We start from the raw sequence: 16999 nt of genomic DNA, 5'->3' as shown, positions 1-16999 counted from the left end.
ATCCTAAGACTACTTAACATACCATCCCAAGGCTACTATTACCGTCATCAGAACAAGGTTCAACAGAGACAGCGGCATAAGATACTTCCATTCAAGCTTAAGAATCTGGTCTATACGCAGACGCGGGAACGACCAACGAATCCAAAGAAGCACCCAAACAAGGGCAAAAGTCTTACCAAGGAACCACACAATACCGGGAATATAATCCATCACCGCATCAAATCCGGACACACCTATGTGTATAGGCATCCATCCGCCGAGGAACACTGTCGCCGCAACTCCCGCGATAACAAACATGTTCAGGTACTCGGCAAGATAGAAGAAGCCGAATCCCATACCCGAATACTCGGTATGATAGCCTGCGGTAAGCTCGCTCTCGGCCTCAGCGAGGTCGAAAGGACCGCGGTTCGCTTCGGCGTTTCCGGCGATAAGAAATACTATGAAAGCTATGATTGCAGGAATATGTCCCTGGAACACAAGCCAACCGAAAGCACCTTTCTGCGCCTCCACAATTCCGCTTATCTGCATTGTACCGGTAAGGACCACAGCTGCGATAAGGCACAGGCATAGCGACATCTCATAAGATATCATCTGAACGGCACCGCGCATGGCCGATACCACGCTATACTTATTGTTAGAACCCCATCCGGCAAGGAAGATACCGACGACCCCGATGCCTGATATTGCCGTGAGAAGGAATATCCCCACGTTGAAATCGAGTATTCCGGCTCCCTTGTTCCAAGGCATGAACGAGAATGTTCCCACCGATGCGATGAGCACAAGGAACGGCGCGACAAGATAAAGCAGCTTGTCAGCTTTATCCACGAAGAAAATCTCTTTTTGAAGCATCTTCAACACGTCGGCAAACACCTGGAACACACCCCACGGACCGACACGCATCGGACCGAGACGGCACTGGAAGTAAGCGCAGACCTTGCGCTCCATGAATATCAGCACGATGGCAAGCATGGCGTAAGCCGCAAGTATCAGCACACCTACGAGCACGCACTCGATAAGTATCGACAAGAAATCACCCAACCCCAAAGTGTTGCGCAACAAACCGTCGAACCAAGTTGTTACTATACTAAAATCAAACATAATCTTTATCTGTCTATATCAGGAATTACGTAATCTAATGTAGCGCCCACAGAGATGAGGTCGGCTATTTTCTCACCGCGCAGCATGGTATCCATCGCCGATACGAGAGGCAATCCCATCGGACGGAATTTCAGACGATAAGGGCTCTTGTCTCCCCTTGAATCGAGATATACGCCGATTTCTCCACGGCTGCCCTCGCATGATGTGTACCACTGTCCCTCCGGAACACGTATTATCGGCTTCTGCTTCACATAGTAGTCGCCGGCGGGAATGTTGTCGATGAGTTGTTCTATTATGCGTATGCTCTGCTCCATCTCGTCCATACGTACCATATAGCGGTCGAAGCAGTCGCCTGCATTATATGTTATCTCGTCAAACTCGACCTTGTCATACATAGCATAGGGGTGATGCTTGCGCACATCGTTTTGCCATCCTGCCGCACGTCCCGTACCTCCGGTACATCCGTAGCTTATGGCATCTTCCAGAGTGAGCTTGCCTACGCCCCTGAAACGGTTCTGCAAGATGATGTTTCCTGTGAAAATATCGTGATACTCCTTGAACATCGGCTTAAGATACTCACAGAGTTTCTTGACGTTCTGCACGAAATTGGGATCGATATCGGCCTGACATCCGCCTATCCTGTAATAGTTCTGGATAAGCCGGCCTCCGGTGGTCTCCTCCATTACGTTGAGCACTTGCTCACGCTCGCGCATACCATATATAAATGCGGTAAGCGCACCGAGGTCTTGGGCGCAACAGCTGTAAAACAGCAAATGGCTGTCAATACGCTGAAGCTCGTCCATGATTGTACGGATATACTTGATGCGGTCGGTAAGCTCCACTCCCATAGCCTCCTCTACTACAGAGCAGAGGGCATGGCGGTTCATCATCGCACTGAGATAATCCAGACGGTCTGTGAGTGCCAGTGTCTGCGGATATGTATAGCTCTCGCACATCTTTTCCACTCCGCGGTGTATGTATCCGCAGTGCGGATATATCTTGCGGATTGTCTCGCCGTCGAGTATCGTCTGCAAGCGGAGCACTCCGTGGGTTGCCGGATGCTGGGGGCCGATATTGATAACATAGTCGTCATCGGTGAAAAGCGGATGCTTCACAGCCACCAGTTTTCCGTCTTTATCAAGGCTGTATTCGAACGTACATTCCGTTTCGGGGTCATCCGTAAGCACATACGTGTTGTTCTCAGGACTCATGTCGTAGTCCTTACGGAAAGGATAGCCCTTGAAATCCGAGCGCAGGTATATGCGGCGCATATCCTTGTTGCCAAGAAACTTGATGCCGAAAAAGTCGTAAACCTCACGCTCCAATATCTCGGCACCTTTCCACAGGTGGCTCACCGTAGGTATATACGGCTCGTTACGGTCGGCATTCACTGCCTTAACGCTCGTGCGCTCGTGAGTCTTCGTGTTCTCCAATATATAAACGCACCCGAGTCCTTCCTCGCCGAAGTCTTCTCCGACAATGGTGACAAGGAAGTCGAAATGCTTATCATTCCTCAATTTTGCCATCTCGGAGGCAAAAGCGTTCAATTCGAATTGTCTGTTTTCTAATTTCATCTTCGTCTCCCTTTCTTAGTCGTTATTGCTATTGTCAGGCACGTCAGTCACCACTATAGGCTTCTTTTCCTTATGATTGCGCCCACCGAAGAATTTCTCTATCTTCACCTTACGCTGCAACTGCATCATTCCGTAAAGTATGGCCTCGGGGCGTGGCGGACAGCCGGGCACGAACACGTCTACCGGAACTATTTCCTCTATACCCTTAACCACATGATAGCTGCTCTTGAACGGACCGCCGGATATGGCGCAACCGCCCACAGCCACGACATACTTAGGCTCGGCCATCTCGTCGTAAAGGCGCTTCATGACCGGAGCCATCTTGTGAGTGATGGTACCGGCGCACATGATGAGGTCGGCCTGTCGCGGAGAGTTACGAGTAACCTCGAAACCGAAACGGGCAAAGTCATAACGTGCGCAACCCACGGCCATGAACTCGATACCGCAACAACTCGTGGCGAAGGTCAGCGACCACAACGAGTTGCTACGCCCCCAGTTGATGGCCTGATCGAGCGAACCGACAAACACATCCACACCTCCCTCGTGAAGCTCGTTGATTATCTTTTCGAGAGATTCATTGTCCTTAAATTCCTCGTAAGGAATACTCTTGATGCGCGGCTTTCTCACTTCCATTCCAACGCTCCTTTCCGCCAAGCGTAAGCCAGGCCAAATACAAGTACCAAAAGGAAAAATCCGATGCTCAGCAACGCCATTGCACCAAACTCCTTAACAACCACTGCCCACGGATAGAGAAACACCGTCTCCACGTCGAACATGAGAAACAAGATAGCGAACAGGTAGTAGCCCACATGCATAGGTATCCATGACGAACCGTGCGTGGGGATACCACACTCAAACGGTTCTCCTTTTACCTTGTTATACGAGCGCGGACCGATCAGCTTGGCAATGACATAAGCCGCCGCTACCAGTACGATAGCCGTTATCAAAACGGTAAGTAACAAAATAAAATACATAAAATATTATAATATTACAAATTTGTACGCTTGAAATAAGCGGGTGCAAAGATAATAAAAAAATCTTAAATCGTGTAATATTAACAACAAAATTGTACCTATATATAAATATAAAACTTATCTAAGGACAACTATAAAACAAACATCAATTATATTAACAAATCGGCAACCTCTATATTTTCTTTCCGACAGTCAAAACAGAAGAGCCGACAAACCGTATATCGCACAAGACGGCACATTTATCAAACCGGCAAGTCACTTCCCGCCGTGAAACGCCACCAGACCTTCCAACGGACTGCGCATCACTTTCCCGACAGTGAAGCCTTCGACCCCCGCCGCCTCTTCAAGCTCGGCTCTGAAATAATACGCTATACTGCCAACGGCACCGACCGGCAGGTCCGGACGGCAATATTGCACCACGTTGCGACTGAAAAACGACCTGAAATTCTCTATCACCATACTACGCAGCGACGGCACGTCAAGCCTGCCGGCAATGAAGCAAGACATTGAGGCCAGATAACGGTTTGCCAGCGGTTCACGATACACACGCCGTATAATGTCTGCCATGGTCTGCCCTGTGATCGAAAGATACTCGTCGCGCAGGGATTTGGGCAACCCACCTTTGAAAATAGCGTTGACAAACATCCTACCCAGCACAGCCCCACTACCCTCATCGCCGAGAATATAACCCAGCGGAGGGGTGTTTCCGGTGATGCGGACACCATCGTACAGACCGGAGTTGGCTCCCGTGCCGAGAATACATGCTATGCCCTCATCACGACCGCACACGGCTCTTGCCGCTCCGAGCAGGTCGCCATTTACCTCCACATGTTCCGCTCCGGAAAAAGCTGCAGTAAAAATATCGGCCATCATAGGAATAAACTCCTCGCGACAACCGCTGCCATAGTAATACACGGCCTTTACGTCTGCCGCGCCTAACTTCGGCAGAAGTTCACCGGCAACGATATTCTCCACCGTGAGCCTATCCTGATGAAACGGATTTATGCCTTGCGTGAGCACCTGCCTTACCACATGCCTACCGTCTGCAAGCACCCAGTCCGTCTTGGTGCTTCCGCAATCCGCAATGAGTATCATAATATTTACTTTTCCGCAAAAGTACAAAAATATTCTTATTCCCTCAAAAAAACATGCCACTTGATAATCAACAAAGAACATTCATAATATGCGGACAGCCTGTCAACGCCACCGCCCGAGATTATTCCCGAATACACCAAACGTAAAATAAATATCACAAGCATACACTCGCCACTTTTTTGAATATTTATACAGGGACACATCATAAACCGAAGAAAACCACCTTGTTTTTTGATAATCCACAACTTGCAACAGCATAAACCGCCACGCTTTCCGCATCCGGATACCGGTTGCGTTCCACCGGGATACCGGTTAGCTTGCATTTAGCGTCTAAACGCAACGCGACAAGCACCTCGTTGCAACGCAACAAGCACCCCGTTGCAACACAAAAAAGGCTTCCGATACAAGTTTCGGAAGCCTTTTTCACATACATGTGCATATCACAACACACATATCCGTGCGACATGTTGACGCCATCAATAATCCTAATTATTCATGTAGAGATGCGCACAATCACACTTTTATCAAATATCAAAGGCGCGACTCCGTGCATAAATATACATTTCCGGCATATAACCGATAACGCCGCAATAGTTGTTTTGTAAATATTTATCATAGCCTTTTATTGTTTTTGATGGTTTATTCCATACAAATTTAGCAAAAAACATCACCGGATACAACAATAAGCACGATATACTTAGCGATACTTTCCACAAGACAAAACAACATTTTGACAAGGACATATTGCCGCAAAACATCAAAATTTACAGCGTTTTTATTTACGGGTTACATTAATTTTAATTAACTTTGCATTCTGATAAAAACGCTTTTTACAATTATGAGAAATACGATAATCGCCGGCCCATGTGTAATAGAATCGGCCGAGCTTCTAAATACAGTGGCGCAAGAACTTGTGAGAATAAACGATACACTTGGCACTGACATCATCTTCAAGGCTTCGTTTGACAAAGCCAACCGAACATCCATACATTCATTCAGAGGTCCGGGACTCGAGAAAGGCTTGCAGATGCTGGCAGACATAAAAAGCAGATACGGGCTGAGAATACTGACGGACATACATGAAAGCTGCCAGGCCGAGGCTGCGGGAGAAGTAGCCGATGTATTGCAGATACCAGCTTTTCTGTGCCGACAGACCGACCTGCTCGTTGCGGCTGCACGCACCGGGCGAACGGTCAACATAAAGAAAGCACAGTTCCTAAGCGGCAACGACATGCGGTATCCTGTGGAAAAGGCGCGCGACGCGGGGGCGAAAGACGTATGGCTTACCGAAAGGGGCAACACGTTCGGGTACAATAACCTCGTGGTGGATTTCAGAAACATCGACGACATGCTCGGCATAGTGCCCACAGTGATAATGGACTGCACCCACAGCGTGCAGCGTCCGGGCGGCGCCGACGGCAAGACCGGCGGCGACAGACGGTTCGTACCGCAAATGGCAATGGCAGCCAAAGCCTTCGGAGCGACGGGATATTTCTTTGAAGTACACCCCGACCCCGACAAGGGACTGAGCGACGCAGCCAACATGCTCGAGCTGTCGAAGCTCGAAAATCTCGTAAGGAGACTGGCCGAGTGAGCACGGACACACAGGCAACGGACAAAACAGCAAACAAAAACAAATTCAAAAAAATGACTACAAGAGAACACGCCATACAGTGCATAAAAGACGAGGCCGAGGCTCTGCTCGACCTAATACCCAAGATGGACGAGAACCTCGACATGGCCGTTGAGCTGATGTACAACTGCCGGGGAAAAGTGATAATCACCGGTGTGGGCAAAAGCGGACACATCGGAGCTAAAATAGCGGCCACCCTTTCGAGCACCGGCACTCCCTCGTTTTTCATCAATCCGCTCGACGTGTTCCACGGAGATCTCGGTGTGATGACGAAAGACGATGTGGTATTGGCCATATCAAACTCCGGACATACCGACGAGCTGCTGCGCTTCATTCCCATGGTGCTGCACATGCAGATACCGATTGTGGGCATGAGCGGCAATCCCAAATCGCTGCTCGCCAAATACTCCAACTGCCATCTCAACGTAAGCGTCAAGAAAGAGGCGTGCCCACTCAACCTCGCGCCGACAAGCAGCACCACAGCCATGTTGGCAATGGGCGACGCTCTGGCCGTGGCCCTGATGCGGAAACGGCACTTCCAGCCGAACGACTTCGCACAGTTCCACCCCGGCGGCGAGTTGGGCAAGAGACTGCTGACAACGGCACAAGACGTGATGCACAAAGACAACATGCCTGTAATCACACCGGAGATGCATCTCGGCGAGGCCATCATCCTCGTCAGCAAAGGCAAACTCGGACTCGGAGTGGCGGAAAAAGACGGGGCTGTATGCGGACTGATCACCGACGGCGACATCAGAAGGGCAATGGAGAAATGGCAAGCCGAGTTCTTCGACCGCACAGTGGCCGATATAATGACGACAACACCGAAAACGGTTTCTCCACAAACAAAAATCACAGATATACAGAGTATCATGAACAAATACAAGGTTCACTCAGTGCTCGTGACAGATGAAAACTCAAGACTTCTCGGAGTGGTAGACCACTACTCATGCATGATATAAAAACGCTTTACAAAGCATCCGGAAACACAAGACAAAAGGCATGAAGACGTTAAAGAAAGTTCTGATCATCATAATGGCATTTCTCCCGCTATATGCAGCCGGAATATACATGTTCAAGACGCTCGATGCAAGAAACGGCCTGAACAGCAGCCAGATAAACTGTATATTGAAAGACTCGCGCGGGTTTGTATGGCTAGGCACCCCGGCCGGTCTCTACCGATATGACGGCTATACGTTCAAGAGCTACCAGTCTGACTCGCAAGACGGTTCGTCACTGCCCGACAGTTACATTAAGAGCATTCAGGAGTCGCTCGACGGATGCCTATGGATACAGACCCCGGCCGGCATGTGCGTATATCACCCTCAGTCGGACAGTTTCGAACGTGACATGCGGCAAGTATATGTGAAGATGGGGATAAGCGAAATGCCGGAAATAGTGTATATAGACAGCCATAAAAACCTGTGGATGTCTGTTCCCAAAAAGGGAGTGCTGGCATACAACATGCAGCAACAACTGCTCTACGAGTTTGGCTACTCTGACGACGCGCACGGCATACCGGAAGGGGAAATATGCTCGATAAACGAATGCCGCGACGGTGCGGTAATCGTATACAAAGACGGCAAACTGGCATGTTGCAACATATCTCGGCAGCAACGCACCGTATGGAAGACAAGCACGGTGGCCGATGCCCGCCTGCGGAGTTCCTCGACACTAAAAGCCTTTGCCGACCAGATGGACAATATATGGCTATACGGACAGGGGACACTGATGGTATACCACAAAAACACAAAGAAATGGAACACCACCATCGGCGACAACATAGGTCTGACAGGGGTTGAGGTGGACAGAGCTGTGAACGGGATAACCGGCGACAGGAAAGGCAATATATGGATAGGAACCGATGCCGCCGGACTGATACGGATGAACGTAAACAACCATGAGATGGAGTTCGTAAATCCGAAAAGCGCCAACAAGCATGACAACAATAACGAGACAACAGCCATACAAAGCGTGTATGTGGACGATACGGACCTGTTGTGGGTGGGAACGGAAAAGGCCGGACTGGCTTTCTATGGAAACAATATATACAAATTCAAGTCGGAACTGTATGGAGACATCACCGCTATCACTCAAGATGCCGATGGAAAAGTGTGGTATGGAACGAGCGACAACGGTGTGGTGGGCTACGACGGACTGCTGGCCAGCCGAAAAGTGTCGGCAATGGCGGTAACTCCGGACGGCAGTTTATGGATAGGCTCGAAACGAAACGGACTGACACGCGTCAAAGACGGCGACACAAAGATATACTCGGCGGCGAGAGACAGCATGCACACGCTAATAGACGACCGCATCAACGGCTTGTGCACCGACAAGTCGGGCAACCTATGGATTGCGACAAGAGGAGGATTGCAGGTGTTCAACACCAGGATGCAGACATTCGCGACATATACCCGCGAGAACGGGAAACTGAGCACAAACACCATCACCGCCCTGTTCTATGGAAACGGGAATAACATGTTCATCGGAACAAACGAGGGTCTGATAATACAAAACCTGTCTACGAACGAACGCTGCGCACTCACCGGAACAAAGACCGGAATGCAAAAATTCACCAACAACTACATAACACAGGTTATCGAAGACTCGCGAGGACTGGTATGGATAGGAACACGTGAGGGCGTAAACATACTCGACATGGAAAAAGACAGGCTGGACTATCTGACGGAAAAAGACGGTCTTGCCAACAACTGTGTATGCGGACTGACGGAAGACAAAAACCACAACATCTGGATAACGACAAGCAACGGAGTGACACGTGTAGTGGTGCAGAGAAACCACGAGGAGGCTTCTTTCAACTACGGACTGTACAACTATGACACATCGGACGGACTGCAAAGCAACGAGTTCAACATCGGGGCCATATATACCAAGAAAGACGGAAACGTATTGCTCGGCGGTCTGTATGGAGTGAGCAGCATAAGACAAAATGTCAAGAATGACAGGGCGTCACTGCCACGCGTCATGCTTACACAACTCTTTGTCGGAGACACCGAGATAATTACCGGACATGAATATGGCGGGCATGTTCCGCTGCCGCAAGCACTCAACGAAAGCAGCAGGATAGAACTGGCTGACAACCAGAATACGTTCACCATCAAATTCGCGGCCGGAAACTACAACCAGAGCGAACGGCTACTCTTCATGTACTGGATGGAAGGGAAGGACGACAACTGGAAAAACGGGGATCCGCTGACGCATGGAGTGACGTTCACCGATCTTGCCAGCGGTACATACACACTGCACGTCAAGGCAATAAGTGCCGACGGAACCGTGAGCGACCGGGAACGCACTCTCGAAATAAAGATAATGCGCCCGTGGTGGATGTCGTGGTGGATGATTCTGCTATATGCCGTTTCACTTATCGTCATTATATATATATGGATGATAGGCACCAAACAGATATCATATATATGGACAAAAAAGAAAGCCGTGATAAGGGAACTGATGATTCAGCGGGAAGAGATAAAGGCCGCAAGCGACGAACTGCGCGTGCCGCTGTCGAGAATGACCACAATAATAGGCAATATGGCCGAGAAAGAAGGCACTGTGGAAGAAAAAGAGCAAATAAACGCACTTCATTTCCAAGTATTGCAGGTGATAACGAGAATATCGGAAATGCAGACCTCGCTCGAAAATCCAGAGGCACGCGCCATTGAAAACGCCGACAACAGACTGCAATTTAACAGCAAAGGAGAAATAGCGTCGGTACAATATGGCAATGATGATATACTGACCGCCGAGATAAAACCAAAGAGAACAGACCTCATTACGATGCAATACACAATTGCCATAATAGACGATAACGATGATTTCTTGAGATTTTTCATGGCACACTTCCGCAATGTGTACAACATCAGGGCATATAACAGCATGGAAACGGCCGCCGCAGACATGAATGCCATCGCCGCAGACATAATCGTATGCAAGCACGGCATGAAGGAAATGACAGGAAGCGAGCTGTGCAACAGAATAAAGACAAATCCAAGGACGGAAAAGACAAAGTTCGTTCTCATGACGGACGGAGTACTGACACCGGCCGACATGCAAAGCATGAACATCACGTTGGCGGCCGACGACTATCTGGCGAAACCGTTCAACATGCAGGAGGCGGCGATGAGGTTTAACCGGTTGCTTGGACTCGCACCGGCAGAAGGAATGGACATCACCGGCAACAGTAACGATATACCTATGCTGGAAAGCATGAACACGGTCATGATGTCTGACAACGGGATGAGCATCACATCGGATGAAGACGTGGAAAGAATATTATCCGCCGCAAATCATAATGATGCCGGCAATACAGGAAATACGCAAGAGCGTAACAAGGATAATGGCGAGAAGGCAAACAATATGCCCTTATACAAGAATGGAGAGACCATCGGCGACTACTCCATGAACAGTTTAATGGACAGGCGACTGATGGCAAACGTGGAACAATACGTTCTTCACAACATGAGCAGAGGACATATAAACCTTGAAGAAATGGCCGTGGCCATGGGAATGGGACGGGTACCGTTTTTCCATAAAATAAGAAGCATCACATCCAAGACACCTGCAGAGCTGGTAAGGGAGTTGCGACTGAAACACGCATGCACATTGCTCGAACGCACCAATATAAACGTCGGAGAGCTGGCAACGACCCTCGGATTTATGACTCCAGAGAATTTTACTTACATATTTAAGGAAAAATACGGCATGTCGCCGCTTGAATACAGAATAAAACACAGAGAACAAGCATGAGATACTATATGTTTATCATCGGGTTGCTCGCCTATTGCAACATGGCAAACGCACAAACAAGCGACTCGATGATAGTTGATATATTGGAAAAAAAGGGGATAACATTCACACACGACAACAGCATAACGCTTCTGACAACGGGCAAGGACAAGTTTAACGACATGTTCAAAGCCATCAGACAGGCCAAAAGCAGCGTGCATCTTGAATACTTCAACTTCCGAAACGACTCAATCGCGTCGGAGCTTTTCGACATATTAAGACAAAAAGTAAAGGAAGGCGTAGAGGTCAGGGCGCTGTTTGATGGCTTTGGCAATGACTCCAACAACAAACCGTTACTCAAGGAACACATACAGAATTTAAGGGAAGACGGTATCGAGATATATGAGTTCGACCCCATACGCTTCCCGTGGATAAACCATGTTTTTCACAGAGACCACCGTAAAATAGTGGTAATAGACGGTAATATAGCATACACGGGCGGAATGAACGTTGCCGATTACTACATAAACGGCACCGAACAGGTAGGCGAATGGCACGACATGCACTGCCGGATAGAAGGCGGCGCTGTAAGCCAGTTGCAACTGATATTCATGAAAATGTGGCGAAAAGTCACCGGACAGGACATCTGGGACCAAAAATATTTCAATACTTACGCACCAATCACATTCAAAGGGCTGGCCGCCGACACTACCGCCACAGCCGGAAAGAAGACGGTTGGAATAATAAACAGGGAGCCGAGAACATCGAACGAAATAATCAGGACTTTCTACGTGAACGCCATCGACTGTGCCAAAGATTCCATAAAACTTATCAACCCCTACCTAACACTAAACCGAAAACTGAAAAAAGCACTGAAAAACGCTGTGAAACGGGGCGTGAAAGTAGAGATACTCGTATCGGCAAAAAGCGATATTCCGCTAACTCCGGACTGCGTGTTCTATAATGTCCATAAACTGATGAAGAAAGGAGTGGATGTATGGCTGTTCCAACCGGGATTTCATCATACCAAGGTAATAATGGTAGACGGGCGTTTCTGCACCGTTGGCAGCGCCAATCTGAACGCCCGAAGCCTCAGTTGGGACTACGAGGAGAATGCTGTCATCATTGACAGGAACACCACAAAAGAACTTGACAACCTGTTTGACAACGAGAAAAAGAGAAGTGTCTACCTGACGGAAAAGACATGGAACGAGTTCAGGACACCGTGGAAAAAGTTTGTAGGATGGTTCGCGCATCTGCTTACTCCTTTCCTATAATCATAATTAAAACACAGCAATCAATATCCGAATGAAAAGAGACGAGACCATATCCATTTGCAAAGCATTCGGCATCATACTGATGGTTATCGGCCATGCCAACTGTCCCGGTTCGCTGAGCAGTTTTCTGTATGAATTCCACATGCCGCTGTTCTTCATCGCGGCAGGATATTTCTTCTCCCTGAAATATCTTGACGATGAGGCAACATTTGTGAAGAAGCGCGTCAAAGGGCTGTATATCCCGTTTCTGAAATGGTCTGTCCTTTTTCTTGCCATACACAACCTGATGTTCAAAACGGGAATACTCAACGAGCAATACGGCAATGCCGCCGGTGGAGTGACACACCCCTACTCATGGCACCAGATACAACAGAACCTGTGGACAATGGTCTGTGCGATGGGCGGATACGACCAGTTTCTTAACGGTGCGTTCTGGTTTTTCCGTGGATTATTCGTTGCAAGTATAGCATATCTCGTACTGTTCAAGATCACAGACAGCCTCATCGGCAGGCTATACATGACAAAAGAGAAACGGAATAAAGATTATGAAAACACCGGCCATATAATCGAAAACGAACAACCAAAGGTCTATCGCACGCTTGTAATACCGGTAATAATATGCGTTACAGTTCTTGTAGTTCAATCATGGAAAACCCTTGAAGGCCTGAAAATCATAAACCTTATACAAGGCGGCAACCGCGAGATAATGGGAATATTCTTCTTCGGATGCGGATTTATATTCAGACAACTGAGAGACAAATACCGCGTCACGTGGCAGGCGACCATTGTATCGGCAACGGTTGTCTACCTGTTTTCACGCTTTGCCCCGTCAAGCATGGGATGGAGAATGGATTTCAACGGTTTCATCGCCCTACCCTTGCCCGCCATTTGCGGTTTCCTCATGACATACAACATAAGTGATTGGTTTGCAAGACATGACGGCCGAGTCAAAGACTTCCTCGTCTTCTGCGGCAATAACACAATGTGCATATTCGTGTTCCACATCGCGGCATACAAGGTTGTGAGCCTGATAAAGATATGGTACTATGGTTTGGATTACTTACAGATAGGTTGCCACATGGTAATACACGAGTACTCGGATATGGATCACTTCTGGATTCTATATTCAATGGCAGGCGTAGGCATCCCATTGGCATGGACATGGGCCTATCGCAGGATTTCCACGCTTATCAAATCAAGCATTAGCTGAATATCAACCATACCGACACCGTGGTTTTCAATAAAGCCAAGCTCACTTCTTATTATTTCCGCCTCAGCCCGTTCACGGTAATAATCGGTGGTTGAGTTGGGATATATCGTTTTCAAATAGCATGCAAAAAGACGTGCGGCCTCACGGTTATTACCGGCAAACCACTCGCAAAATCCGAAATTAACAATATCTTCGGCATCGTCATTGTCACCGCCGCTTAACTTCAAATATATATTTTTGGCCTGCTCATACTTTCCGTCTCCGACCAAAGCGCGCGCCAAAACTCTCCTTACCGTATAATCTTCCGGATACTCATAGTCCAACCTGTAAAGCACCTTTAACGCCTCGTCATACCGCTCCAGATTGGTAAGACACACACCATAACCTACCAGATAGCTCTTTTTATCAGGCTCTTTCTCCATCAACTCTCCATAAGCATCACATGCCTCGACATAATTCCCTTCATAAAAGCATGCCCTTGCATATCCCATTAAAGCCCGCTTGTCATCCGGACGACATTCCATTGCCTTACGAAAACACTCCGAAGCCGTATATCCCGACAAAGAATCATGCAGAATAACATTCTTTTTATGCAGCAACACATTGCCGCATAACATATAGTACTGATAGTCTTTATCCTTATCGGCATAGCAATCCAACACTTCCGCCGCCTCACCGTACATACGCCGCTTCATCAAAAATGTTACGATCTCACTGTTTTTCTTAGACAAGGCGGTACCCTTGAATATACTGTGGGCAAAAAATATATAATCGGCATGCCACTTTTCACCCTTACGATAATCGAAAGGATTGTAGAAATGGGTCCGTGAAGGATAAAGACGGAAAAAGCGATAAATATCCTGAAGGTATATTCTTCTTATATAAGCCGCACTCCGATTATCGATATCCATGATCCGCGCGACACCCGCCACTTCGCCATTGCCAATCATTTCGCGCATACTCTGCGGTATGCGGTCTATCACCTGAGTGAAAGCAAGCACGAAAGAATACTTATCGCTGTCACAGAACGGACCGCTACCGATTATCTTCTGCACAAGCTTCCCATTGTTGCCACTGTCGCAAACAGGCGCAACCGCAGGATGCTCCTTATAGAACGGTACAAACCAATTGCTGATATTATCGAAAAACGGGAAACGCTTCATTTGAGAGAAACCACCGAAATAAATGTCGGAACCTGCTTTCTGCATATCCACCATACGCCGGAAACTCTGCTCCACCTTCTCCATATTACTCTCCGATTCCTCCGGATGGAATATATCTTGCATCGGGTCTTCGTCCCGCTCCTCTATCCCATTGCGGGTAATATGAAAATTATTGTTTTTCAACAAGTCGGGAATTATCTCCTTCTGAATGGTATTATTATCACTTTCCGCACTCACGCAATACAATAGTTGTATCTGCAATTCGGTCAGTTCCTCACATACTTTCTCTGATTTCAACAACTCTTCCACCATCTGCCTCTCTTCCGGAAACAGACGTTCCTTTCCTTTTCCCAATGAAAACACCCACCCGACAAGGGCACGCTGGCTGACCTTATCATCCATGCTACGGCGATATACATTAATAAGGAGACCGAGCTTATTGACATCGAAGACATTCATTGCCGACAACATCACGGCTGAAACCATCAACGCCCTGTCGTTAACATCCACCGTGGGGGAGAGCATCAGCTCCTCATAAGCGTGCGACTGTTCCTCTGTCCACTGCTCCGAAAGCCATATTCTATTGAACAGCTCCGACATAAGAGACTGATGTCCGGCATAAATCCGAGCCTTTTTCTCCCTCTTTATATGCTCCGGTTCAAATTGAAGCATTGCCACCTCAGACACAAACTCTTCCAAATCCCTCTGTATCGCCGCGACCGTCCAGTCGCGCCTACTTGCCGCAACCGCACGATGAGCGGACGAGAAAAACGGAACATGTGCAATAATATGTCGCAACATCACATTAGACGTAAGACTGTACATATACCGTGTAAGCCTGCGATATATCCCATCCAGTTGAGGATCGCGATAACCTCCCGCCCAATAATCGGCCATCAAACGGTAATCGTTCTTTATTCCGTCAAACACATCGGCAAAACCGAGTTCGGGATATTTGCAAAAGAAAGACTCCAAATACTCTATCGCCAAACCAAGCCTTTGGCCGGCAAGCAATTCCAATATATCATCTAATTCCTTATTCCTTTCCATTGTGTTCCTCCTTCGTTTTCAACCACTTATCCGCTATCTCCGTATCACGGTTACGTGGCGCGGCAGCGTGATTGTATTTTATATTTTCCGGTATCGATAATACCACGTCGCCGGATACTCCGCAATACTTCGATATAAGCTTATCATATTTCCTTATTCCATGCTTGTTTATCGAATCACAGGCCATATTGTATGCTTTAACAAACACATCCACCTGCTTTTTACGTGCCGTATCTGCCAATAGTTCTTTTCTGAAAGCAATAACCCCGAGCCACATATCGAGTTTGCGCGAGTCGAGCACAACCCTATGCCTCGCCATTCGTGCGGCCGTTGCCTGCGGTTCCGCGAGCCATAAAGCATCCATCATATTGTTTTCAAGCATCTTAAGGCGTATATTGACATCGTTTATCTGCACCTTGAAAACACGCTCGTCGCTCAGCCCGACACTGTCCGCAACATAATCGCTCAACAGATCGGTTGCCGATAGGCGCGACATGGCTATCATTTTATCATCAAACTGCTTCAGATTCTTTATACGTGCGTTCTTGTTGCTTATCAACTGCCAGTATGCCCCGGTTGCGGCGACATAAGTCAAAGGCATTGCCGCTGCCGCAATACGTTGTGCCCGCACCACATCGGTCACCGTTCCTTCCACTCTCCGGTTTACTATGGCGGTGTCACAATCCATCTGTGCCGTATAATACTTCAATCGCACATCAACACCAAGCTGCTCATACAGCCCGTATTGCCGTGCCACATACATAGGAAGGCAATCAAGCGTAGGCATGACTGCCACTTTCAGCGCAGCCGAGTCCTCGCGTGCCAGACGTATACGCTCAGCCCTTGACATACGTTTTTGCTCCTCATAAGACTGTCCGCAGGCAATAATGAGCAACAGCGAAATAACAGAACAGACTATATTTTTCATCATCATCCTAGTTCTAATTTAAAAGGGCGTCAACGTATTTAAAACAAACACGAGCCGCCCTTTCGAGTGTTTAATGTGCGATATTAGCCTTTATCACGATGCAAAATTACAAAATAAAGATGAATAACCAACCTGTTTTTAGAATATTAATGCAAATAAACATGTCAATAAAGACATTACAACAGAAAACAACCGAATTCACGAACATAAGCCATATAATATCTTTCGATATTCATCAGCGTCACGCAAATCTA

12 protein-coding genes are annotated in these 16999 nt (G+C 47.8%); 5 read left to right on the top strand and 7 right to left on the bottom strand.

Annotation, left to right across the window (positions count from 1 at the left end; translation table 11 throughout):
• Nucleotides 1-9: 9 nt before the first annotated feature.
• The 5 genes from nuoH to HPS53_RS08305 all read right to left on the bottom strand — a co-directional run bounded on the left by nuoH (nucleotide 10) and on the right by HPS53_RS08305 (nucleotide 4741).
• Nucleotides 10-1098: an NADH-quinone oxidoreductase subunit NuoH gene (nuoH, locus tag HPS53_RS08325; RefSeq protein WP_104368453.1), complete on the bottom strand. Its 1089-nt coding sequence runs from the start codon at nucleotides 1096-1098 to the stop codon at nucleotides 10-12.
• A gap of 5 nt (nucleotides 1099-1103) precedes the next feature.
• Nucleotides 1104-2672, bottom strand: a complete 1569-nt coding sequence (locus tag HPS53_RS08320) for an NADH-quinone oxidoreductase subunit D (RefSeq protein ID WP_172205595.1) — start codon at nucleotides 2670-2672, stop codon at nucleotides 1104-1106.
• A 15-nt stretch (nucleotides 2673-2687) separates the two neighbouring features.
• On the bottom strand, nucleotides 2688-3305 hold the full coding sequence (locus tag HPS53_RS08315) for an NADH-quinone oxidoreductase subunit B (protein WP_104368451.1): 618 nt from the start codon (nucleotides 3303-3305) through the stop codon (nucleotides 2688-2690).
• Nucleotides 3296-3646, bottom strand: coding sequence for an NADH-quinone oxidoreductase subunit A (locus tag HPS53_RS08310; protein ID WP_104368450.1), 351 nt, complete (start codon nucleotides 3644-3646; stop codon nucleotides 3296-3298). The genes HPS53_RS08315 and HPS53_RS08310 overlap by 10 nt, the downstream gene beginning before the upstream one ends.
• Before the next feature lie 255 nt (nucleotides 3647-3901).
• On the bottom strand, nucleotides 3902-4741 hold the full coding sequence (locus HPS53_RS08305; RefSeq protein ID WP_172205593.1) for an ATPase: 840 nt from the start codon (nucleotides 4739-4741) through the stop codon (nucleotides 3902-3904).
• 838 nt (nucleotides 4742-5579) lie between these two features.
• Here HPS53_RS08305 and kdsA point away from each other — a divergent pair.
• Genes kdsA through HPS53_RS08280 form a run of 5 tightly spaced genes read left to right on the top strand, consistent with a single transcriptional unit; the run spans nucleotide 5580 to nucleotide 13604 of the window.
• On the top strand, nucleotides 5580-6335 hold the full coding sequence (kdsA, locus tag HPS53_RS08300; protein WP_172205591.1) for a 3-deoxy-8-phosphooctulonate synthase: 756 nt from the start codon (nucleotides 5580-5582) through the stop codon (nucleotides 6333-6335).
• A 53-nt stretch (nucleotides 6336-6388) separates the two neighbouring features.
• Entirely contained in the window at nucleotides 6389-7336 is a 948-nt protein-coding gene (locus HPS53_RS08295; RefSeq protein WP_104368446.1) for an SIS domain-containing protein, read from the top strand.
• 40 nt (nucleotides 7337-7376) lie between these two features.
• Nucleotides 7377-11138 (top strand): two-component regulator propeller domain-containing protein, encoded by a 3762-nt coding sequence (locus tag HPS53_RS08290; RefSeq protein ID WP_172205589.1) that lies wholly within the window; start codon nucleotides 7377-7379, stop codon nucleotides 11136-11138.
• Nucleotides 11135-12394, top strand: coding sequence for a cardiolipin synthase (gene cls / locus HPS53_RS08285; protein WP_172205587.1), 1260 nt, complete (start codon nucleotides 11135-11137; stop codon nucleotides 12392-12394). Before HPS53_RS08290 ends, cls begins: the two co-directional genes overlap by 4 nt.
• 31 nt (nucleotides 12395-12425) lie before the next feature.
• On the top strand, nucleotides 12426-13604 hold the full coding sequence (locus HPS53_RS08280) for an acyltransferase family protein (protein ID WP_172205585.1): 1179 nt from the start codon (nucleotides 12426-12428) through the stop codon (nucleotides 13602-13604).
• Here HPS53_RS08280 and HPS53_RS08275 read toward each other — a convergent pair.
• Together HPS53_RS08275 and HPS53_RS08270 are read right to left on the bottom strand one after the other, a co-directional pair.
• Nucleotides 13562-15817, bottom strand: a complete 2256-nt coding sequence (locus HPS53_RS08275; protein WP_172205583.1) for a tetratricopeptide repeat protein — start codon at nucleotides 15815-15817, stop codon at nucleotides 13562-13564. The genes HPS53_RS08280 and HPS53_RS08275 overlap by 43 nt on opposite strands.
• Nucleotides 15804-16751, bottom strand: coding sequence for an ABC transporter substrate-binding protein (locus HPS53_RS08270; RefSeq protein ID WP_371741817.1), 948 nt, complete (start codon nucleotides 16749-16751; stop codon nucleotides 15804-15806). Before HPS53_RS08270 ends, HPS53_RS08275 begins: the two co-directional genes overlap by 14 nt.
• Nucleotides 16752-16999 lie beyond the last annotated feature (248 nt).

The organism is Prevotella sp. PTAC, assembly GCF_013166535.1.
Classification (GTDB): domain Bacteria; phylum Bacteroidota; class Bacteroidia; order Bacteroidales; family Bacteroidaceae; genus Prevotella.
Note: the sequence above shows the minus strand (reverse complement) of the source record. Positions and strands in the feature narration are given on the sequence as shown.

Coding starts and splice junctions, on each gene's coding strand:
- nuoH (WP_104368453.1), bottom strand. CDS start 1,098: ATGTTTGATTTTAGTATAGTAACAACTTGGTTCGACGGTTTGTTGCGC.
- HPS53_RS08320 (WP_172205595.1), bottom strand. CDS start 2,672: ATGAAATTAGAAAACAGACAATTCGAATTGAACGCTTTTGCCTCCGAG.
- HPS53_RS08315 (WP_104368451.1), bottom strand. CDS start 3,305: ATGGAAGTGAGAAAGCCGCGCATCAAGAGTATTCCTTACGAGGAATTT.
- HPS53_RS08310 (WP_104368450.1), bottom strand. CDS start 3,646: ATGTATTTTATTTTGTTACTTACCGTTTTGATAACGGCTATCGTACTG.
- HPS53_RS08305 (WP_172205593.1), bottom strand. CDS start 4,741: ATGATACTCATTGCGGATTGCGGAAGCACCAAGACGGACTGGGTGCTT.
- kdsA (WP_172205591.1), top strand. CDS start 5,580: ATGAGAAATACGATAATCGCCGGCCCATGTGTAATAGAATCGGCCGAG.
- HPS53_RS08295 (WP_104368446.1), top strand. CDS start 6,389: ATGACTACAAGAGAACACGCCATACAGTGCATAAAAGACGAGGCCGAG.
- HPS53_RS08290 (WP_172205589.1), top strand. CDS start 7,377: ATGAAGACGTTAAAGAAAGTTCTGATCATCATAATGGCATTTCTCCCG.
- cls (WP_172205587.1), top strand. CDS start 11,135: ATGAGATACTATATGTTTATCATCGGGTTGCTCGCCTATTGCAACATG.
- HPS53_RS08280 (WP_172205585.1), top strand. CDS start 12,426: ATGAAAAGAGACGAGACCATATCCATTTGCAAAGCATTCGGCATCATA.
- HPS53_RS08275 (WP_172205583.1), bottom strand. CDS start 15,817: ATGGAAAGGAATAAGGAATTAGATGATATATTGGAATTGCTTGCCGGC.
- HPS53_RS08270 (WP_371741817.1), bottom strand. CDS start 16,751: ATGATGATGAAAAATATAGTCTGTTCTGTTATTTCGCTGTTGCTCATT.